The 20,956-nt window shown below is 64.7% G+C and carries 18 protein-coding genes, 1 tRNA gene and 1 pseudogene; 17 read left to right on the plus strand and 3 right to left on the minus strand.

The annotated features are described in order from the left end of the window. The first annotated feature begins 95 nt into the window (after positions 1-95). The 15 genes from E0E05_RS08190 (at position 96) to E0E05_RS08260 (ending at position 18,061) form a co-directional block, all read left to right on the plus strand. Entirely contained in the window at positions 96-2,060 is a 1,965-nt protein-coding gene (locus E0E05_RS08190) for an OmpA family protein (protein WP_131616266.1), read from the plus strand. 113 nt (positions 2,061-2,173) lie between these two features. Then, positions 2,174-2,249, plus strand: a tRNA-Trp gene (locus tag E0E05_RS08195). 253 nt (positions 2,250-2,502) lie between these two features. After that, entirely contained in the window at positions 2,503-2,700 is a 198-nt protein-coding gene (gene secE, locus E0E05_RS08200) for a preprotein translocase subunit SecE (protein WP_109769379.1), read from the plus strand. Between the two features lie 34 nt (positions 2,701-2,734). Then, positions 2,735-3,265 (plus strand): transcription termination/antitermination protein NusG, encoded by a 531-nt coding sequence (nusG, locus tag E0E05_RS08205; protein ID WP_131617956.1) that lies wholly within the window; start codon positions 2,735-2,737, stop codon positions 3,263-3,265. A gap of 142 nt (positions 3,266-3,407) precedes the next feature. After that, the gene (gene rplK / locus E0E05_RS08210; RefSeq protein ID WP_131616267.1) at positions 3,408-3,836 is read left to right on the plus strand and encodes a 50S ribosomal protein L11; all 429 of its coding nucleotides are present in this window, start codon (positions 3,408-3,410) and stop codon (positions 3,834-3,836) included. 2 nt (positions 3,837-3,838) lie between these two features. Then, complete coding sequence (gene rplA / locus E0E05_RS08215; protein ID WP_131616268.1) at positions 3,839-4,540, plus strand: 50S ribosomal protein L1; 702 nt, start codon at positions 3,839-3,841, stop codon at positions 4,538-4,540. Positions 4,541-4,893: 353 nt separating this feature from the next. Next, entirely contained in the window at positions 4,894-5,412 is a 519-nt protein-coding gene (gene rplJ / locus E0E05_RS08220; RefSeq protein ID WP_131617957.1) for a 50S ribosomal protein L10, read from the plus strand. Between the two features lie 59 nt (positions 5,413-5,471). Next, on the plus strand, positions 5,472-5,852 hold the full coding sequence (rplL, locus tag E0E05_RS08225) for a 50S ribosomal protein L7/L12 (RefSeq protein ID WP_131616269.1): 381 nt from the start codon (positions 5,472-5,474) through the stop codon (positions 5,850-5,852). 242 nt (positions 5,853-6,094) lie between these two features. Next, the gene (rpoB, locus tag E0E05_RS08230) at positions 6,095-10,237 is read left to right on the plus strand and encodes a DNA-directed RNA polymerase subunit beta (protein ID WP_131616270.1); all 4,143 of its coding nucleotides are present in this window, start codon (positions 6,095-6,097) and stop codon (positions 10,235-10,237) included. Positions 10,238-10,339: 102 nt separating this feature from the next. Beyond that, positions 10,340-14,548 carry a DNA-directed RNA polymerase subunit beta' gene (gene rpoC, locus E0E05_RS08235; RefSeq protein WP_131616271.1) on the plus strand — a complete coding sequence of 1,403 codons (4,209 nt, stop codon included), beginning with the start codon at positions 10,340-10,342 and terminating at the stop codon, positions 14,546-14,548. Positions 14,549-14,755: 207 nt separating this feature from the next. Beyond that, positions 14,756-15,877 (plus strand): helix-turn-helix domain-containing protein, encoded by a 1,122-nt coding sequence (locus E0E05_RS08240; protein WP_158629307.1) that lies wholly within the window; start codon positions 14,756-14,758, stop codon positions 15,875-15,877. Positions 15,878-16,253: 376 nt separating this feature from the next. Then, positions 16,254-17,036 carry a L,D-transpeptidase family protein gene (locus E0E05_RS17665; protein WP_244598015.1) on the plus strand — a complete coding sequence of 261 codons (783 nt, stop codon included), beginning with the start codon at positions 16,254-16,256 and terminating at the stop codon, positions 17,034-17,036. A 215-nt stretch (positions 17,037-17,251) separates the two neighbouring features. Then, complete coding sequence (locus E0E05_RS08250; protein WP_210215775.1) at positions 17,252-17,530, plus strand: hypothetical protein; 279 nt, start codon at positions 17,252-17,254, stop codon at positions 17,528-17,530. Positions 17,531-17,567: 37 nt separating this feature from the next. Next, positions 17,568-17,843, plus strand: coding sequence for a hypothetical protein (locus E0E05_RS08255; RefSeq protein ID WP_131616275.1), 276 nt, complete (start codon positions 17,568-17,570; stop codon positions 17,841-17,843). Between the two features lie 20 nt (positions 17,844-17,863). Continuing rightward, a complete protein-coding gene (locus E0E05_RS08260; protein WP_131616276.1) occupies positions 17,864-18,061 on the plus strand; it encodes a hypothetical protein in 198 nt (65 codons plus the stop codon). Positions 18,062-18,175: 114 nt separating this feature from the next. On the opposite strand, the gene yidD is transcribed toward E0E05_RS08260, so the two are convergent. The 3 genes and pseudogenes from yidD to E0E05_RS08275 form a co-directional block, all read right to left on the minus strand. After that, positions 18,176-18,451, minus strand: a complete 276-nt coding sequence (gene yidD / locus E0E05_RS08265; RefSeq protein WP_158629308.1) for a membrane protein insertion efficiency factor YidD — start codon at positions 18,449-18,451, stop codon at positions 18,176-18,178. Between the two features lie 146 nt (positions 18,452-18,597). Further along, positions 18,598-19,257 carry a hypothetical protein gene (locus E0E05_RS08270; protein ID WP_131616278.1) on the minus strand — a complete coding sequence of 220 codons (660 nt, stop codon included), beginning with the start codon at positions 19,255-19,257 and terminating at the stop codon, positions 18,598-18,600. 152 nt (positions 19,258-19,409) lie between these two features. Next, positions 19,410-19,694 (minus strand): annotated as a pseudogene (locus E0E05_RS08275) (transcriptional regulator); the annotation flags it as partial. Positions 19,695-20,083: 389 nt separating this feature from the next. Between E0E05_RS08275 and rpsL the strand changes: the two are divergent. After that, positions 20,084-20,455 (plus strand): 30S ribosomal protein S12, encoded by a 372-nt coding sequence (rpsL, locus tag E0E05_RS08280; RefSeq protein ID WP_026479049.1) that lies wholly within the window; start codon positions 20,084-20,086, stop codon positions 20,453-20,455. Positions 20,456-20,469: 14 nt separating this feature from the next. Continuing rightward, positions 20,470-20,940, plus strand: a complete 471-nt coding sequence (gene rpsG, locus E0E05_RS08285) for a 30S ribosomal protein S7 (RefSeq protein ID WP_131616279.1) — start codon at positions 20,470-20,472, stop codon at positions 20,938-20,940. The last annotated feature ends 16 nt before the right edge of the window (positions 20,941-20,956 follow it).

The following is a 20,956-nucleotide window of genomic DNA, read 5'->3' on the forward strand; positions in this document are numbered from 1 at the left end:
ATTTTTCGTTCGGGCCACGTACCGGGTTTCGCCTTGCCGGAACATACCGCGTTCTGCGGCGTTCTTGCGCCGAAGGGGCCTCCGAGGAGATAGCCATGACAAGACGATTGCTCGAGACGACGACGGCCATTGGCCTGTTGACGATGGTGGTGGGCGCCGGCGTTGCTCACGCACAGGACGATGCCGGCATGCAGGAGGGTGTCGGTGCCGAACTCGTCCGCTGCGTTCTGGAACAGCAACCGTGCCCGGACGCGACCGACGCCGACATCAGTGCGGCCGCACAGATGCTCGCCGACCAGACCGGCGCGACGATCGCCGACGCCGAAGCCCGCATTCGCGAGGCCTTGCCCGAAGCCGGCGTGACCGCTGGGGAGCTGGAGACGACCGAGACCGAAACGCCACCGGCCGAGACCGAAGCTGCGGCCGAGGCGGATGCCGATACGGCCGAAACGCCCCCCGTGGAAGACGAGACCGCCGCAGGGCAGGAGACCACGGACGTGGCCGAGCCGTCCGATGCGGTCGACGAAGCGATGGAAGCCGTTGAAGAGGGCGAGCAGGCCGCCGGCGAAGTCGTCGAGAAACCGCAGCCCGAAACCGATGCCGAGGCGGGCGCTGCGGCGGAGGCCGGTGCGGAAGGTGAAGCGCCGCCCGTTGAAACAGCCACTGAAGACGCGGCAAATGAGGGCGAGGAGCAGCAGGCCGAGTCCGAAACGCCTGCGCAGACCGGCGCCGAAGCCGCTGCCGAGGCCGAAACGGAAACCGAGGCCGAGACGACGGCTGTCGACGAGACCGGCCAGGAAACGGGCGATGAACTGCCGGCCGAGCCGACCGGCGACGCCGCCGCGGCCACCGAAGAGACCGATGCGACGGCTGAAGCCGAAGCCGCTGCCGAAACAGCCGAGACCGACGCCGAAGCCGCCGCCCGGGCTGAAGCCGAGGCCGATCAGGTCGCGCCCGAGCCGACACCGGAGCAGCGCGCCGCGCGCGCCGAGCGCCAGGCGCAGAGGCAGGCCGATCGCGGCAACGCGGAGGCACTGCAGGCGGCCGATCAGGAGATCGAGGCCGAAACAGAAGCCGAAAGCCAGGCCGAGGTTCAGGTCGAAACCGTCACCGAGGAGACCGCGCGTCGAAGCGACGAAACGGTCGAGGCCGAAGCGACGGCGCAGCAGGACACGGACCAGCTTCTGCGCAACATTCTGGGCATTGCCGCCGGCGCCACCGTCGGCGCCGTCCTCGGCAACCAGTTCAACGTGGTCGAGCCGGCCGGCGACCGCGTGGTCGTCGAACGCGACGGCGAACTGGTCGTGCTGCGCGACGAGAACGAACTGCTGCGCCGGCCCGGAACGCGGGTGCGCACGCGCACCTTCGCCGACGGCAGCACACGCACCGTGGTGATCCGCGAAAACGACGTCCGGATCGTCACCATCCGCGCGGCCGACGGCACGATCCTCTACCGGGCCCGTGTGGCGCCGGACGGCCAGCGCGTCGTCCTGATCGACGAGCGGCAGTACGAGCCCGAACCGGTCGACATCACCCGGCTGCCGTCTGCGCCGCGCGCCCGCGTGATCGAATATGGCGAGGCCGACGTCGACACGATCCGTTCGGCGCTTGCCGCCGAAGTGCCGCGCCTCGACCGCCGCTATTCGCTGCAGCAGGTGCGAGACGTGCGTGAACTGCGCGCGCTGGTGCCGGGCATCGATCTGGCCGTCAATTTCGCCACCGGCTCGGCGGCGATTCCGCCCAGCGAAGCCGAAGCGCTGACCGCACTCGGCCGGACCGTCGAGCGGATGATCGCCGAGGATCCGGACGAACTCTTCCTCGTCGAGGGCCACACCGACACGGTCGGCGCCGCCGCCTACAATCTGGCCCTGTCCGACCGACGCGCGGAGAGCGTCGCCCTCGCGCTGACCGAGTATTTCGACATTCCGCCCGAAAACCTCGTCACCCAGGGCTATGGCGAGCGGTTCCTGAAGGTGGAACAGGCCGGCGACATCCGCGCCAACCGTCGCGCGGTCGTCCGGCGGATCACGCCGCTGGTCCGCGCTGCCGGAGCGCAGTGACGACCGACCCCCGATCAGCCGGCCGGCGGTCGGCATGGCGATCAAGGCGGGCCGCGGCCCGCCTTTTTCGGTTGAAACGCGCTTCGGCGCGCATTATCAGTCCGGTCACCGATAGGGGTATAGCTCAGTTGGTAGAGCGTCGGTCTCCAAAACCGAAGGTCCACGGTTCGAGCCCGTGTGCCCCTGCCAGAGGTTCGCGGCACGCCGGTCACAGGGCTCCGGGCGGCGCTTGACTTTTTTGCCGTGCGCCCTTGATCTCGCCCCGAATCGCCGCTAGATGATCCCCTGCGCTGGAATTGCCCTTGCGGGCGGGTTGCGCTTTCACCAACACGAACGGGAACTGACATCGACGGCGCATCCCTTTGCGTGTCGACGATCACCCCGTTACGCAGCAGGAAAGGCGGCGCGGGCGCATTTCGCCGCCATGGACCGGACGATCTAGATGGCACGCACCAATCCGTTCACCTTCATTCAGCAGGTGCGCGCGGAAACGGCCAAGGTGACCTGGCCGTCGCGCCGCGAGACGCTGATCTCGACGATCATGGTGCTGATCATGGTGGTGATCGCGGCATTGTTCTTTTTCACGGTCGACCAGATCTATTCCTGGGTCTTCGACCTGATCTTCGGTCCGGCACGATAAACGAAAAACAAGATCACGGGTGGTTCCGACGCTGATGACGGCGCGCTGGTACATTGTTCATGCCTACTCCAACTTCGAAAAGAAGGTGGCCGAGGCGATCGAGGAGAACGCCAAGGCCAAGGGGCTGTGGGACCGGTTCGAGCAGATTCTCGTGCCCGTCGAGAAGGTGATCGAGGTGCGCAAGGGCCGCAAGGTCGATGCCGAGCGCAAGTTCTTTCCCGGTTACGTGATGGTGCGCGCCCATCTGACCGACGATGTCTATCACCTGATCAAGAACACGCCGAAGGTGACCGGCTTTCTGGGCTCCGACAACAAGCCCGTGCCGATCTCCGATCGCGAGGCCGAGCAGATCCTGGGCCAGATCCAGGAAGGCGTCGAGCACCCCAAGCCGTCGGTCTCCTTCGAGGTCGGCGAGAGCGTGCGCGTCACCGAGGGCTCGTTCGCCTCGTTCAACGGCATCGTTCAGGAAGTCGACGAGGAACGTTCGCGCCTGAAGGTGGAAGTGTCGATCTTCGGCCGGGCGACCCCGGTCGATCTGGAATTCGGAATGGTCGAAAAAGGCTAGTCCGAAGTGCCGGCCGGGGCCTTCGTGTTCTCGGTCCGGTCGCAAAGGTGGGAGGCAGGCGCGCCTGAGCCGGGCGTGCCGAAGCCGCACCACCGACGTCTCAACCGCCGGGTGACGCCGGCCTTGGAAGGAAAGACGACAAATGGCCAAGAAGGTTGCAGGCCTGCTCAAGCTGCAGGTCCCCGCAGGAGCCGCCAACCCGTCGCCGCCCATCGGGCCGGCGCTCGGTCAGCGCGGCATCAACATCATGGAATTCTGCAAGGCGTTCAATGCCGCCACGCAGGAAATGGAAAAAGGCGCGCCGATTCCGACGACAATCACCTACTATCAGGACAAGTCGTTCACCTTCAAGACGAAGACGCCGCCCGCCGCGTTCCTGCTCAAGAAGGCCGCGAACCTGAAGTCGGGCTCCAAGGCGCCGGGCAAGGAATCGGCCGGCTCGATCAGCCGCGACAAGGTGCGCGAGATCGCTGAACTGAAGATGAAGGACCTCAACGCAGCCGACATCGAAGGCGCCATGCGCCAGATCGAGGGTTCGGCGCGGGCCATGGGCCTGAAGGTGGAGGGCTGACCATGGCAAAGCTTGGAAAACGCACCCGCGCGCTGCGCGAGGGCATCGACCGCAACGCCGTGCTGCCGCTCGAGGAAGCCGTCGAGATGATCAAGCAGCGGGCCACCGCCAAGTTCGACGAGACGATCGAGCTTGCGATGAACCTGGGCGTCGATCCGCGCCATGCCGACCAGATGGTCCGTGGCGTGGTCAACCTGCCCAACGGCACCGGCCGCGACGTCAAGGTCGCCGTGTTCGCCCGTGGCGACAAGGCCGAGGAAGCCAAGGCCGCCGGTGCCGACATCGTTGGCGCCGAGGACCTGGTGGAGACGGTGCAGAACGGCCAGATCGACTTCGACCGCTGTATCGCGACGCCGGACATGATGCCGCTGGTCGGCCGTCTGGGCAAGGTGCTCGGTCCGCGCGGCCTGATGCCGAACCCCAAGGTCGGCACCGTCACGCCCGACGTGGCCGCCGCGGTGAAGTCCGCCAAGGGCGGCGCCGTTCAGTTCCGCGTCGAAAAGGCCGGCATTGTTCATGCCGGCGTCGGCAAGGCCTCCTTCGATGCCAAGGCGATCGCCGAGAACGTGCGCGCCTTCGCCGATGCGGTGCAAAAGGCCAAGCCGGCCGGCGCCAAGGGCACCTATGTGCGCAAGGTCGCGCTGACCTCGACGATGGGTCCGGGCGTCAAGATCGATCCGGCGAGCCTTTCGGCCGCCGAATGAATCGAATTCGGAGCCGGTCGCGATAAGCGGCTGGTTCCGTTGAAGAATTCCGGCTCCGCCTGGCGGGGCCGGATGGCCGGGAAACCGGTCCCTGTCCGAGATTGCAGGCGGCTCGCCTTAATTCGCATGAGCCTGCATGAGACGGGTGCGGACGTTTCATGCCCGAACCGGCGACGGAACGGGCGGAGAACGGTTCGAACCGTATTGCCTTGTGCCGCAAGGGGCCCGTCGGGCGCCTGAGGCGTAAGGGGGCAGGATCCTCGAGCGTCGCGGCGCGGGGTCCAAACCCGGGGCGCGGCAAAGGCAAACCGCGATGGCAGGCCAAGCCTTCCATCGCACGACGGAGAGACGAAGTGGATAGAGCGGAAAAACGCGAATTCGTCACCCAGCTGAACTCGGTCTTCAAGCAGTCCGGTTCGGTGGTGGTGGCCCACTACACGGGTCTGACCGTCGCGCAGATGGGTGACTTGCGCACCCGGATGCGTGATGCGGGCGGCACCGTGAAGGTTGCGAAGAACCGCCTCGCCAAGATCGCTCTTCAAGGCACGGAAGCCGAGGGCATGTCCGACCTGTTCCAGGGTCAGACGCTGATTGCCTATGCCGAAGATCCGGTAACGGCTCCGAAAGTGGCAAGCGAGTTCGCCAAGACCAACGACAAGCTCGTCGTTCTTGGCGGAGCGCTCGGCCCCACCGTTCTCGATGCGGGTGGCGTGAAGGCTCTGGCCGAACTGCCCTCGCTTGATGAACTGCGGGCCAAGCTCGTCGGCATGATCCAGACGCCGGCGACCCGCCTTGCCCAGGTCACGAGCGCGCCGGCCGGCCAGCTGGCCCGCGTGTTCGGCGCCTATGCCAAGAAGGACGAAGCCGCGTGAGGCTGTCTTTGAACCGTCAAACCAACTGTTCGAACCTGATATCCGAAGGAAGATGAAAAATGGCTGATCTCGCCAAAATCGTAGATGACCTGTCGTCGCTGACCGTGATGGAAGCGGCCGAACTGTCCAAGATGCTTGAAGAGAAGTGGGGCGTTTCCGCCGCCGCTCCGGTTGCCGTCGCGGCCGCCGGTGGCGCCGGTGCCGCCGAAGCTGCTCCGGAAGAGGAAAAGGACGAGTTCGACGTGATCTTGGAGTCGGCAGGCGACAAGAAGATCAACGTCATCAAGGAAGTGCGCACCATCACCGGTCTGGGCCTGAAGGAAGCCAAGGACCTGGTCGAAGGCGCGCCCAAGCCGGTCAAGGAAGCCGTTTCCAAGGGCGAAGCCGAGGAAATCGTCAAGAAGCTCGAGGAAGCCGGCGCCAAGGCGTCGATGAAGTAAGCGTTCAGGGCTCTGGCGGGCGCGTTCGCGCGCCCGCCGCTCACCGATGTGGGCAGGCCTTGTGTTGTGCGTGAACCCTTTTCCTGAAGCCTGAAGGCAGGTTTCCGGAAACGGGTTTTATCCGTTTTGAGGTGGCGGGACCGGGCGCATGGGTTCCGCCCCACCGTTTGGCCGGGCGCGGTGTGGTGACCGCCCGGCATGGACATGACCGCCCGGCCAGGGCGAGATGACGAGGAGCGGCAATGGCTCAGACCATTACTTTCAACGGTCGCAAACGTGTACGCAAGTTCTTCGGCGAGATTCCGGACGTCGCCGAGATGCCCAACCTGATCGAGGTGCAGAAGGCCTCCTACGATCAGTTCCTGATGATGGACGAGCCCGATGGCGGGCGTCCCGACGAGGGTCTTCAGGCCGCGTTCAAGTCGGTCTTCCCGATCAAGGATTTCGCCGGCACGGCACAGCTCGAGTTCGTGCGCTACGACTACGAGGCGCCCAAGTTCGACGTCGAGGAATGCCGCCAGCGCGACCTGACCTATTCGGCGCCGCTGAAGGTGACGCTGCGCCTGATCGTGTTCGATGTCGACGAGGACACCGGCGCCCAGTCGATCAAGGACATCAAGGAGCAGGACGTCTACATGGGCGAAATGCCGCTGATGACGTCCAACGGCACCTTCATCGTCAACGGCACCGAGCGCGTGATCGTCTCCCAGATGCACCGTTCGCCGGGCGTTTTCTTCGATCACGACAAGGGCAAGACTCATTCCTCGGGCAAGCTGCTGTTCGCCGCCCGCGTCATTCCCTATCGCGGTTCGTGGCTCGACATCGAGTTCGACGCCAAGGACATCGTGCACGCGCGCATCGACCGCCGCCGCAAGATTCCGGTGACGTCGCTGCTGATGGCGCTCGGCATGGATCCCGAGGAGATCCTGTCGACCTACTACAACTTCGTCACCTACGAGCGTGACGGAGAGACCTGGCGTATCCCGTTCTCGGCCGAGCGGCTGAAGGGCCAGAAGCCGGCGACCGATCTGGTCGACGCCGATTCCGGCGAGATCGTCATCGAGGCCGGCAAGAAGGTGACCGCCCGCGCGGTCAAGCAGCTCGAGGAAAAGGGCGTCAAGGCGCTCAAGGCCACCGACGAGGACCTTTACGGCTCCTATCTGGCCGAGGACATCGTCAATCCCGAAACGGGCGAGATCTATCTCGAGGCCGGCGACGAGATCGACGAGAAGACGCTCAAGGTGCTCATCGAGAGCGGCCAGACCAGCTTCCCGATCCTCGATATCGACCATGTCAATGTGGGTCCTTACATCCGCAACACGCTGGCCGCCGACAAGAACGAGAGCCGCCAGGACGCGCTGTTCGACATCTACCGGGTGATGCGCCCGGGCGAGCCGCCGACCATGGAAACGGCCGAGGCCATGTTCCATTCGCTGTTCTTCGATTCCGAGCGCTACGACCTTTCGGCCGTCGGCCGGGTCAAGATGAACATGCGCCTTGGTCTTGATGCCGACGACACGGTGCGCGTCGTGCGCAAGGACGACATCATCGAGGTGGTCCGCACGCTGATCGACCTGCGCGACGGCAAGGGCGAAGTCGATGACATCGACAATCTCGGCAACCGGCGCGTGCGCTCGGTGGGCGAGCTGATGGAGAACCAGTACCGCGTCGGCCTTCTGCGCATGGAGCGCGCGATCAAGGAGCGCATGTCCTCGATCGACATCGACACGGTCATGCCGCAGGATCTGATCAACGCCAAGCCGGCGGCCGCCGCCGTGCGCGAGTTCTTCGGCTCGTCGCAGCTCTCGCAGTTCATGGACCAGACCAACCCGCTCAGCGAGATCACCCACAAGCGCCGGCTTTCGGCGCTTGGACCGGGCGGTCTCACCCGTGAGCGGGCGGGCTTCGAGGTGCGCGACGTGCACCCGACGCACTATGGCCGCATCTGCCCGATCGAGACGCCGGAAGGCCCGAACATCGGCCTGATCAACTCGCTCGCCACCTTCGCCCGCGTCAACAAGTACGGCTTCATCGAAAGCCCGTACCGCAAGGTCGTCGACGGCAAGGTGACCGACGAGGTCGTCTACCTGTCGGCGATGGAAGAGGCCAAGCACCACGTGGCCCAGGCCAACGCCGAGATCGGCGACAATGGCGAACTGACCAGCGAGTTCGTCATCGCCCGCCATGCCGGCGACGTGATGATGGCCCCGCGCGAGAACATCGACCTGATGGACGTCTCGCCAAAGCAGCTCGTCTCGGTCGCCGCCGCGCTGATCCCGTTCCTCGAGAACGATGACGCCAACCGCGCGCTGATGGGCTCGAACATGCAGCGTCAGGCCGTGCCGCTGGTGCGCGCCGAGGCGCCCTATGTCGGCACCGGCATGGAGCCGATCGTCGCCCGCGATTCGGGCGCGGCGATCGCCGCGCGCCGGTCGGGCGTGGTCGACCAGGTCGACGCGATGCGTATCGTCATCCGCGCCACCGAGGAACTCGATCCGGGCGAACCGGGCGTCGACATCTACCGGCTGCAGAAGTTCCAGCGTTCGAACCAGTCGACCTGCATCAACCAGCGTCCGCTGGTGAAGGTGGGCGACCGGATCGACAAGGGCGACATCATCGCCGACGGTCCGTCCACCGACCTCGGCGACCTCGCCCTCGGCCGCAACGTGCTCGTCGCGTTCATGCCCTGGAACGGCTACAACTACGAGGATTCGATCCTTCTTTCCGAGCGCGTCGTGCGCGACGACGTCTTCACCTCGATCCACCTCGAGGAATACGAGGTCAACGCCCGCGACACCAAGCTCGGTCCCGAGGAGATCACGCGCGACATCCCGAACGTGTCGGAAGAGGCGCTCAAGAACCTCGACGAGGCCGGCATCGTCTACATCGGTGCCGAGGTCGGCCCCGGTGATATCCTGGTCGGCAAGATCACGCCGAAGGGCGAAAGCCCGATGACGCCGGAGGAAAAGCTCCTGCGCGCCATCTTCGGCGAAAAGGCCTCGGACGTTCGCGACACCTCCATGCGGATGCCTCCCGGCGGCTTCGGAACCGTGGTCGAGGTTCGCGTGTTCAACCGGCATGGCGTCGAAAAGGACGAACGCGCCATGGCGATCGAACGCGAGGAGATCGAACGTCTTGCCAAGGACCGCGACGACGAGCAGTCGATTCTCGACCGCAACACCTACAGCCGTCTGGCCGAGATGCTGACGGGGCAGGAGGCGATCGCCGGTCCCAAGGGCTTCAAGAAGGGCACCAAGATCGATCAGGATGTGCTGGACAGCTACCCGCGCTCGAACTGGTGGCAGTTCGCCGTCGGCGACGAGAAGCGTCAGGACGGTCTCGAACAGTTGCGCAACCAGTACGACGAGACCAAGAAGCAGCTCGAACAGCGCTTCATGGACAAGGTCGAGAAGGTCCAGCGCGGCGACGAGATGCCTCCGGGCGTGATGAAGACCGTCAAGGTCTTCGTCGCGGTCAAGCGCAAGATCCAGCCCGGCGACAAGATGGCCGGCCGCCACGGCAACAAGGGCGTGGTCAGCCGCATCCTGCCCAACGAGGACATGCCGTTCCTCGATGACGGCACCCATGTGGACATCGTGCTCAACCCGCTCGGTGTGCCCTCGCGCATGAATGTCGGCCAGATCCTGGAGACCCATCTGGGTTGGGCCTGCGCCGGCATGGGCAAGAAGATCGGCGAGATGCTGGAGGCCTATCGCGAGGCCGGCGACATCAAGCCGCTTCGCGCCACGCTCGAGGACATCATTCCGGACAACAACCGCAACGAGCCGATCCGGAAGATGGACGATGACAGCCTGGTCAAGGTCGGCGAGCAGTTCGCCAACGGCGTGACGATCGCGACCCCGGTCTTCGACGGTGCGATCGAGCCCGAGATCAACGCCATGCTGGAGAAGGCGGGCCTCAACCAGAGCGGCCAGTCGACCCTTTTCGACGGGCGCACGGGCGAGGCGTTCGACCGGCCGGTGACGGTGGGCTATATCTACATGCTCAAGCTGCACCACCTGGTCGACGACAAGATCCACGCCCGTTCGATCGGTCCGTACTCGCTCGTCACCCAGCAGCCGCTGGGCGGCAAGGCGCAGTTCGGTGGCCAGCGCTTCGGCGAGATGGAGGTCTGGGCGCTCGAAGCCTATGGCGCCGCCTACACGCTGCAGGAGATGCTGACGGTCAAGTCGGACGACGTGGCCGGCCGCACCAAGGTCTACGAGGCGATCGTGCGCGGCGACGACACGTTCGAGGCAGGCATTCCCGAGAGCTTCAACGTGCTCGTCAAGGAGATGCGCTCGCTGGGTCTGAACGTCGAACTGTCCTCGACCCGCCCGCTGGTCGACGATGACGCCGAGATGCTGCCCGACGCGGCCGAATGATCAAGGCGGGGCCGGCTACGCGCCGGCCCGCCGCACCCGTACGTTTCCGGTGGCTGACCTGCCACCATTTGCAAAGGGCGCTATGCCCACAAGGAGAACGGCATGAACCAAGAGATCGCCAATCTCTTCAATCCTCAGGCCACTTCGCAGAATTTCGACTCCATCCGGATCTCCATCGCGAGCCCGGAAAAGATCATGTCCTGGTCGTTCGGCGAGATCAAAAAGCCCGAAACGATCAACTACCGCACGTTCAAGCCCGAGCGTGACGGCCTGTTCTGCGCGCGCATCTTCGGTCCGATCAAGGACTATGAGTGCCTGTGCGGCAAGTACAAGCGGATGAAGTACAAGGGCATCATCTGCGAGAAGTGCGGCGTCGAGGTCACCTTGTCGCGCGTGCGCCGCGAGCGCATGGGCCACATCGAACTGGCCGCGCCTGTCGCGCACATCTGGTTCCTGAAATCGCTGCCGAGCCGCATCGCCACGCTGCTCGACATGACGCTCAAGGACATCGAGCGGGTTCTGTATTTCGAGAACTACATCGTCACCGAACCGGGCCTGACCCCGCTCAAGGAGCACCAGCTCCTGAGCGAGGAGGAGTACATGCTCGCGGCCGAGGAATATGGCGAGGACCAGTTCACCGCCATGATCGGCGCCGAGGCGATCCAGGAAATCCTGCGCACGCTCGACCTGCCAAAGACGGCGGTCGATCTGCGCGAGGAACTGGATGCCACGTCGTCCGAGCTGAAGACCAAGAAGCTGATGAAGCGGCTCAAGGTCGTCGAGAACTTCATCGATTCGGGCAACCGTCCCGAATGGATGATCATGAGCATCATCCCGGTGATCCCGCCCGACCTGCGGCCGCTGGTGCCGCTCGACGGCGGCCGCTTCGCGACCTCGGACCTCAACGATCTCTACCGCCGCGTCATCAACCGCAACAACCGCCTCAAGCGGCTTATGGAACTGCGCGCGCCGGGTATCATCATCCGCAACGAGAAGCGGATGCTGCAGGAGTCCGTCGACGCGCTGTTCGACAACGGCCGGCGCGGCCGCGTCATCACCGGCGCCAACAAGCGTCCGCTGAAGTCGCTCAGCGACATGCTCAAGGGCAAGCAGGGCCGGTTCCGCCAGAACCTGCTCGGCAAGCGCGTGGACTATTCGGGCCGTTCGGTCATCGTGACCGGCCCCGAACTGAAGCTGCACCAGTGCGGCCTGCCCAAGAAGATGGCGCTCGAACTGTTCAAGCCGTTCATTTATGCGCGGCTCGACGCCAAGGGCTATTCGTCCACCGTCAAGCAGGCCAAGAAGCTGGTCGAGAAGGAAAAGCCGGAAGTCTGGGACATCCTCGACGAGGTGATCCGCGAGCATCCGGTGCTGCTCAACCGCGCGCCGACGCTGCACCGGCTGGGCATCCAGGCGTTCGAGCCGGTCCTCATCGAAGGCAAGGCGATCCAGCTTCACCCGCTGGTCTGCACCGCGTTCAACGCCGACTTCGACGGCGACCAGATGGCGGTGCACGTTCCGCTGTCGCTGGAAGCGCAGCTCGAGGCGCGCGTCTTGATGATGTCGACCAACAACATCCTGCACCCGGCCAACGGACAGCCGATCATCGTGCCGTCCCAGGACATGGTGCTGGGCCTGTATTACCTGTCGATCGTCGCCGAGAACGAGCCGGGCGAGGGCATGGTGTTCTCCGACATGGGCGAACTGCACCACGCGCTCGAGAACAAGGTCGTCACCCTGCACACCAAGATCAAGGGCCGGTTCAAGACCGTCGACGAGGACGGCAACCCGGTCTGGCAGCTGCACGAGACGACGCCGGGCCGGATGATCATCGGCGAGCTTCTGCCGCGCAACGCGCGCGTGCCGTTCGACATCTGCAACACCGAGATGACCAAGAAGAACATCTCGGCGATGATCGACACGGTCTACCGCCACTGCGGCCAGAAGGAGACGGTGATCTTCGCCGACCGGATCATGGATCTGGGCTTCCGCCATGCCTGCACGGCTGGCATCTCGTTCGGCAAGGACGACATGGTCATCCCGGCCTCCAAGGCCAAGGTGGTCGAGGAGACCGACAAGATCGTCAAGGAGTACGAGCAGCAGTACAATGACGGCCTGATCACCTTCGGCGAGAAGTACAACAAGGTGGTTGACGCCTGGGCGCGTTGCGACGACCGGCTCACCGAGGAGACGATGGCCGGCATTCAGGCCGTCGAGTTCGCCGAGAACGGCCGCCAGAAGCCGATGAACTCGATCTGGATGATGGCCCGGTCGGGCGCGCGTGGCTCGACCCGCCAGATGAAGCAGCTCGCGGGCATGCGCGGCCTGATGGCCAAGCCGTCCGGCGAGATCATCGAGACGCCGATCATCTCCAACTTCAAGGAAGGCCTGACCGTGAACGAGTACTTCAACTCGACCCACGGTGCCCGCAAGGGTCTCGCAGACACCGCCCTGAAGACGGCCAACTCGGGCTATCTGACCCGCCGCCTCGTCGACGTGGCGCAGGACTGCATCATCACCGCCGAGGATTGCGGCACCGACAAGGGCCTGACCATGACGCCGATCGTCGATGCCGGCCAGGTCGTCGCCTCGCTCGGTCAGCGGGTGCTCGGCCGCACGGTGCTCGAGGACGTGGTCAATTTGAAGACCGACGAGATCCTCGTGCCGGCCGGCACGATGGTCGAGGAGGCCCATGTCGAAAAGATCGAGGAAGCCGGCATCCAGTCGGTGAAGATTCGCTCGGCGCTGACCTGCGAGATGCAGTCGGGCGTGTGCGCGGTCTGCTACGGTCGCGACCTGGCTCGCGGAACCCCGGTCAACCATGGCGAGGCGGTCGGCGTGATCGCCGCCCAGTCGATCGGCGAACCGGGAACGCAGCTGACCATGCGGACCTTCCACATGGGCGGCACGGCGCAGGTGGTCGACACCTCCTTCGTCGAAGCGTCCTATGACGGCGTGGTCGAGATCAAGAACCGCAACGTGGTGCGCGACTCCACCGGCAACCTTGTTGCCATGGGCCGCAACATGGCGGTGATCATCCGCGACGAGAAGGGCGAGGAACGGGCCACCCACAAGCTGACCTACGGCGCCAAGCTGATGGTCGACGATGGCGACCAGATCAAGCGCGGCCAGCGTCTCGCCGAGTGGGACCCCTACACCCGCCCGATCATGACCGAGGTCGAGGGCACGGTCTCGTTCGAGGATCTGGTCGACGGCATCTCGATCCAGGAATCGGCGGACGAGAACACCGGCATCACCAAGCGCGAGGTGATCGACTGGCGGTCCAACCCGCGCGGCGCCGAGCTCAAGCCGGCGATCACCGTGATGGGCAAGGACGGCGAGGTCGCCAAGCTCTCGCGCGGCGGCGATGCCCGCTTCATGCTGTCGGTCGACGCGGTGCTCTCGGTCGAGCCGGGTGCCAAGGTCAAGCCCGGCGACGTGATCGCGCGTATCCCGATGGAGAGCGCCAAGACCAAGGACATCACCGGCGGTCTGCCGCGTGTTGCCGAACTGTTCGAGGCCCGTCGCCCGAAGGATCACGCAGTCATCGCCGAGATCGACGGCACGATCCGCTTCGGCCGCGACTACAAGAACAAGCGGCGCATCTCCATCGAGCCGGCCGAGGAGGGCGTCGAGCCTGCGGAATACCTCATTCCGAAGTCCCGGCCTTTCCACCTTCAGGATGGCGACCCGATCGAGAAGGGCGACTACATCCTCGACGGCAACCCGGCCCCGCACGACATTCTTGCGGTCAAGGGCGTGGAGGCGCTGGCATCCTATCTCGTCAACGAGATCCAGGAGGTCTACCGGCTGCAGGGCGTGGTGATCAACGACAAGCACATCGAGGTGATCGTTCGCCAGATGCTGCAGAAGGTCGAGATCACCGAACCGGGTGACTCGGGCTACATCGCCGGCGACAGCGTCGACCGGATCGAGCTCGAGGACGTCAACGAACGCCTCGTCGAGGAAGGCAAGCAGCCCGCCAGCGGCGAGCCGGTCCTGCTCGGCATCACCAAGGCTTCGCTGCAGACCCCGTCCTTCATCTCGGCGGCGTCGTTCCAGGAGACCACCAAGGTGCTCACCGAGGCCTCGGTCGCCGGCAAGATCGACACGCTGCAGGGCCTGAAGGAAAACGTCATCGTCGGGCGTCTCATCCCGGCCGGCACGGGCGGCGCGATGAACCAGATCCGGCGCATCGCCACCTCCCGCGACGATCTGATCCTCGATCAGCGCCGCGCCGAGGCGGAGGCCGAAGCGGCCGATGCCATGCTGGAGGACATGCGCGAGGACGAGAACGCACCGGCCGAGTAAGGCCTTTCGGCCGGCCGGCGCGCAAGCGTCATCGCTAGGAGGAAGAACGGGCCGGGGCAGGGAACTGCCCCGGCTCTTTTTTGCACGGACCGGACGCCGCTCCGAGCCTGCCCGGCACACCTGACGGGCGGCCATCCGCCTCCACCGGCGCCTCATCTTGACGTTGCGTCCGCCTGCCACACATCCATGGGTGGAGCAGCGTGGAGCGTGAGCGATCCCGGATCGCCGTCCGGTTCGGAGCCGAACCGGAAGGGCCGACCGGATCGCGTCCTGACCGAGATGACGGACCTGAAGCTGGATTTGAGGGGCGCGGACCCCGCCCTTCAGCGTGAGTACTGGCAGGGCGTGGCCCCGACCGCCTACGCGGTGCGGAACCTTGGCGACCGGCTGGTCCCGCTCGACGTGCGCCTGTCGATCTGGCGGCACGGCGGCATTGCCGCGTCCCGTTTTTCGAGCCGCTCCTACGTCGTTGCGCGCCCGGACGAGAACGTCGCCCGCCACGCCGCACGGTTCGTCAAGATCAAGCTTTTCCTGCGCGGCGGCGCCGTTCTTTTCGAGGGCGGCCGCAGCCATCAGCTCGACGGCCGCGCCGTCTACATGATCGATCAGTCGCGGAGCTGGAACATCGCCTATGGCGATCACGAGCAGCTTTCCGTCTTCGTGCCGCACGGGCTGATCGGCTACGACCCCCACCGGTTTCCCGTCTGCATGCGCTTTTCGACCGGCGGCGGCGTGGGCCGGTTTCTGCACGCCGGCCTGACGGCCTTTCTCCAGCAGGTGCATGGGACCGACGACAGCGACGCCGAAACGCTCGAGGCGAGTTTTGTCGGAATGATCAGGGGCGCGCTCGAAGGCGCGACGATGACCGCACGATCCGACGAAATCCGCGGGTCGCGGCTCAAGGCGATGTGTGCCTTCATCGAGGCACGCCTTGCCGACGCCGAGCTCAGCCCGGCGACGCTCGAACGCGAGTTCGGCGTTTCGCGCGCGACCCTGTTCAGGGATTTCCACCACCTTGGCGGGGTGATGAACTACATCAGGACCCGCCGGCTCCAGCATGCCTATAACGAGCTTGCCGGCAGCGACGGCCGCCGCGGCATCGTCGCCCTGACGGCGGACCGTTGGCATTTCGGCTCGGCCAGCCAGTTCAGCGACGCGTTCCTTCGCCAGTTCGGCGCGCGACCGGGCGAGATCGTCGGCATGCAGCGATCGCTTCGGGGCGTCGGCGCGGGAGCGCAGCCGGCAGCGGGTCGTTCCGACGATGCGCCGGCCGGACTGGAACTCACCCAGGCCCGCCTGAAGCGGCTCTATGAAAGCTTTACCGAATAGGCCGGATCGGCCGATTGAGACCGTGGCGCATCAAAGCTTGAGATTGGACAGGATCGACAGGGTCGGTTTCGCGCCGCACAACTGCGGGTCTACGCGGTGCGGCATCCGGTGACCGAACGCCATCCGGCAGCATTGCCATCAGGCCGTCCGAACATCGAACGCCGGGCGATATTGCGCGGCGGTCGGCAAGATGGGGCGCGGACGGTCTGAATGTATCGTATCGTTACAATGCCGGGCAGGCAAGTTGTTTTGAAGATGAATGTCCCGATACCGAACAAATTAGTGTCTGAATACGGTTCGGTAGCGAATTGATCAGGTCTGGGAGGTGATCGGTATGCTTACGCGACGTTCTTTTCTGGCGGGAGGCACAGGCATCGTGGCGCTCACGGCCGCGCCGAATGCGCTTTCAAGACAGGTCTACAAGGACGCGACCGAGCTTCAGCCGGGCGAATTCACCTGGGAGCCCGATCTGTCTCCCAGTGGCGCGGTCGCCGTCATCGTCTCGCTGCCCGAGCAGCTCGTTCACGTCTACCGCAATGGTGTCCGCATCGCCGTGTCGACCTGCTCGACGGGCAAGCCCGGCCATTCGACGCCGACCGGCGTCTTCACCGTCCTACAGAAGGACGCCGACCACCGTTCGTCGACCTACAACAATACGCCGATGCCGAACATGAACCGGCTGACCTGGTCGTCGAGGTCTTCAACACCGCCAACGGCGCCCAGTCCTTCAACGTCATCTTCGGCATCCAGTGACGGTGCGGCGCCGTCAGGCGTTCATCATGGAGAGGAGGGAGCCAACATGACCCGACTTCTTGTTGCACCGGTGGCGTGGGCCGGTGTGCTCGTCGCCCTGCCGGCCGCCGCCCAGGACGAAACAGCACAGGCCGTCGGCATGGCGGTCGGCGGCATCATCGGGATCGTCCTGATGATCGTGATCGGCGCCGTCGTCGGCTGGCTGGCGAGCATGATCGTCAAGGGCAGCGGCTCGGGACTGATCGGCGACATTCTCTTCGGCATCGGCGGCTCCATTCTCGCCGGCTATCTGCTGCCGCTCATGGGCATTTCGATCGGCGGCGCGTTCGGCAGCTTTCTTGCGGCGCTGCTGGGCGCGGTGATCCTGATCGTGATCGTGCGGCTGATCCGCAAGGCGGCCGCTTGAATGGAGCCTGTCAGGACCAGAACCGAACCAGGGACGAACTGGACGGTCGCACCGTTGGCAGCGCTGCCCGCGTCACCGGTCGGGCGCTGGCGCCAGAGGAATTCACCACCAAACGGATCATCAAAGGGAGTATGGTACCGATGAGACACACGATCACTGCCGCGGCCGCAGGCCTTGCGAGCCTGGCTCTTGCCGGCTGCGTCGAGCAGCCGGCGATGACCGAGACCCAGTCGCCGATGCAGCCCGCGCCGGGCGGCCCGCCTTTCATCCAGACGATCGATCCATCCGTGAGTTCGGCCGCGATCGAATCGTGCCGCACCACGCTGGCCGCGCAGACCCAGGGCGGCGTGCAGGTCGTCGGCGCCGAGACATCCCGGGCGGCCACGGCCATCTACATGCGCGTGGGCGCCAACGGCGCGCCATGGCGCTGCCTCGTATCGGCGGACGGCAGCAACCCGTCGGTGATGTTCATGGGCAGCGAAGGCGCGTTGTGACCGGCGGAAAGCCTGACAACATCCGGGCGGCGGGGCGATGACGCTCTGCCGCCTGGTCGTCGGCGCGCTGGTCGTCCTCTGGGCGTTCGCGCTTTTCATACTGGCGGTCGGCACGTTCGGCTGGTTCGGCCAGGAGCGCGACCCGCTTTCGGGCATCTTCCTGGTCGTTCTGGGTCAGCCCTGGGTGATGGCGATCGATGCGCTGCCCGGCCCGCTGCGTCCATGGGCCGCCGCGCTCGCGCCGCTGATCAACATCGCGCTCGTCGCCGCGCTGTGCAGCGCGCTCGGGCGCCGCAGCAGATCGTCAGGCTAGAAGGGTAGGGAGCCCGTGCCATGACCTTCGACATTCCCCACATGCTCGCCACGGGCCTGATCGTCTTCGCGGTGATCTGGCTCGTCGATCACACCGGCGCGTTCGAGAACGCGTCCAAGGGACGCAAGACGCTGTTCAAGGTGATCGGCGTCTTCGTTGCGATCGTCATCCTGAACATCGTCTGGCCGTACGGGTCGACGGCGTGGACGGGCGCCTGACGGGCGGCGCGTGGTCGGGCTGGCAACACGCGGCAATGGACGGGGCGGTCGGCTGACCTGCCTTGCCCTCTCTCGGCACGCCCAAAAGGTCACGACGGAGCCGCCACAGGCCTTTCAATCTTCCTCGTTGAAGTGAGGAAGACCGATGTGTGATCCGCAATCGCGAACGCGCTTGGTTGCGTGTGCGAGAGCGGGGGCAATTCCATGTCTGCGGATCAATCCAATCGCATAATTGGAGCAGTTGGGTTCCTGTGGACATGAGAAGCTGCCGGGCAACAGCCGTGTAGCGATTTGATAGGCGACGATCATGAACACGGGTAGCAGTTTATGCGGCTTGGCAAGCCAATACTGATCCGGCGTTGGGAAGCGAATTCCGTCGAACTCGTGCAAATCGGGGTCCCAAGCCCAACGAACACTAAGATCGGAATACCGGCCTCTTTGGATCGTTGCCGACCTCATAGTCCACCAACGGTAGGCACCGATGAAGGTGACTACCAATACGTAGCTTGCAACGAGCCCGCCAAACGTAGCCATCGCTAGTTGGATGTTGATATCTTCTTGTTTATCAACTGCCGCGCATCCCGCAATTCGTCCGAAGCATCTTCCGAGGCAATGATGCGGAACGACTCGCCGGCTCGAATGACAAATCCATCCTTCATCACTGTGTAATTGGTTTCCGTGCCGCCACCGCAGCCGGGGCTGACGACCCTGTAAATCTCTTCGTTGTGATAGGCGCCAACCGTCGTGATCTTGTTGAAGTATATCTCTTCGAGCGTGAAATTGGTTCCGCCGGTGTAGAATATGGTTCCGTTGCCTCCACAGCCGGGCTCCGTAATGGCGAAACGGTACTTCGTATTGAACAGGATCAGCGATCGATCCTTCAGATATAGAAGGGTGACGTCGGCTTCGGACCGAAAGGCAACCTTTGTCGTAGCAATGTAGTCGGTGCCGCCACCGATGATTCGCGCCCGCTTGGGCGTCCAGATAAACTCGAACTTCGTGAAGCCATCGTCGGGAAGTTCGAACGTTGAGGCGACAATGGAGTTGAAGCGTTGCCGTTGCTGAGAGCAGAAGTGCCTGATTTCGGCATCGAGATCCTCGGAAGGATCGCGGCGTCGCGTAATGATGAAGCCTGACTTGAGCCTTATGGCCCGTAGTTTCGAGTATTCAATAACGCCCGTCTTCTCGTTCGACATGATCCCCCACCACCGTACGATCGACGAGATGCTATCCGACCTGATGCTATTGTCTAGCCTTCGCCCTTCCAGCCTTTCAGCGCTTCGAACGGATGCACGTTGTCGGCCGCCTCGCCGTCGATGCCATCCTCCATCGGCCCTTCCTCCTCGACGAAAGTGACGATCGCGACCTCGCCCTCCATCGCGCCCTGATAGGCCGAGGCGTGCGGCTCCTCGTCGGGGGCGCCGGTCAGCGTGCCGATCTGGTCGAACTCGGCCTCCTCGTAGCCGTCCTCGGCGAGCGCGTTCAGCGCCTCGCGGATGGCGGTGTCGTCGTCGGGTGCCCGCAGCAGGATGTGGACCGGAATTTCCGGCCCGTTCTGGTCGGCCCAGACGCGGCCGAGCAGGATGTAGATGGCGGCGTCCGCCAGCGGATCGTCGGTCGGAGTGTCGGACATGGGCTGGGCCTTCGCTTGCGCAGGGCGGGGTGGCGTTTGGTGCCTCCTCGCACGGCCATCGGGCTCCGGTAAACCCTTGCGGGCCGATCCGGTTGCCAACGGCGCAAAAAACGCCAAAAACCGGGCGTCGGCCTGTTGACGGGGCGTCGCGCCGACAGTACATACGCCGCCAACGAGTCGATGTGGAGCATCGGCGTCGGCGCTCGCTTGCGCCAGACATGTGGCTCCAAACAAGACTCATCATACGGCGCAAACCGAACCGAACACACGAAGCCTCCGGCTTCCTCTGTATCGCACGGGCAATCCGCGAAAGGGCGGGATTGCCCTTCGTTGTTTGCACGCATGTGAGCAATTGTGCGCCACGGCGCAGGATGAAGAAGGACGGCTTTATGCCCACAGTCAACCAGTTGATCCGGAAGCCGCGCGTGGCGCCGGTCAAGCGCAACAAGGTTCCGGCCCTGCAGGCCAACCCGCAGAAGCGCGGCGTGTGCACGCGCGTCTACACCACGACGCCGAAGAAGCCGAACTCGGCGCTGCGCAAGGTCGCCAAGGTTCGCCTGACCAACGGGTTCGAGGTGATCGGCTACATTCCGGGCGAGGGCCACAATCTGCAGGAGCACTCGGTCGTCATGATCCGCGGCGGCCGCGTCAAGGACCTGCCGGGTGTCCGCTACCACATCCTGCGCGGCGTGCTCGACACGCAGGGCGTCAAGAACCGCAAGCAGCGTCGCTCCAAGTACGGCGCCAAGCGGCCGAAATAAGGTGAGATCCGGACATGTCCCGTCGTCACAGTGCTGAAAAACGCGAAATCAACCCCGATCCCAAGTTCGGCGATCTGGTGGTGTCGAAGTTCATGAACGCCATCATGTACCACGGCAAGAAGTCCGTGGCCGAACGGATCGTCTACGGCGCGTTCGATGCGATCGCCGAGAAGACCAGCCAGGAGCCGGTCGAGGTCTTCCACGCCGCGCTCGACAATGTCGCGCCGCATGTCGAGGTCCGCTCGCGCCGTGTCGGTGGCGCCACCTACCAGGTTCCCGTCGACGTGCGTCCCGAGCGGCGCCAGGCGCTCGCCATCCGCTGGATGATCGCCGCCGCCCGCAAGCGCAACGAGACCACGATGATCGACCGGCTGTCCGGCGAACTGATGGACGCGGCCAACAACCGCGGCAGCGCTGTCAAGAAGCGCGAAGACACGCACAAGATGGCCGAAGCCAACCGCGCCTTCTCGCATTACCGCTGGTAACCGCAAGACACCCGCT

Origin of the sequence: Roseitalea porphyridii, from assembly GCF_004331955.1 — a bacterium.
In the GTDB taxonomy this organism is placed as follows: domain Bacteria; phylum Pseudomonadota; class Alphaproteobacteria; order Rhizobiales; family Rhizobiaceae; genus Roseitalea; species Roseitalea porphyridii.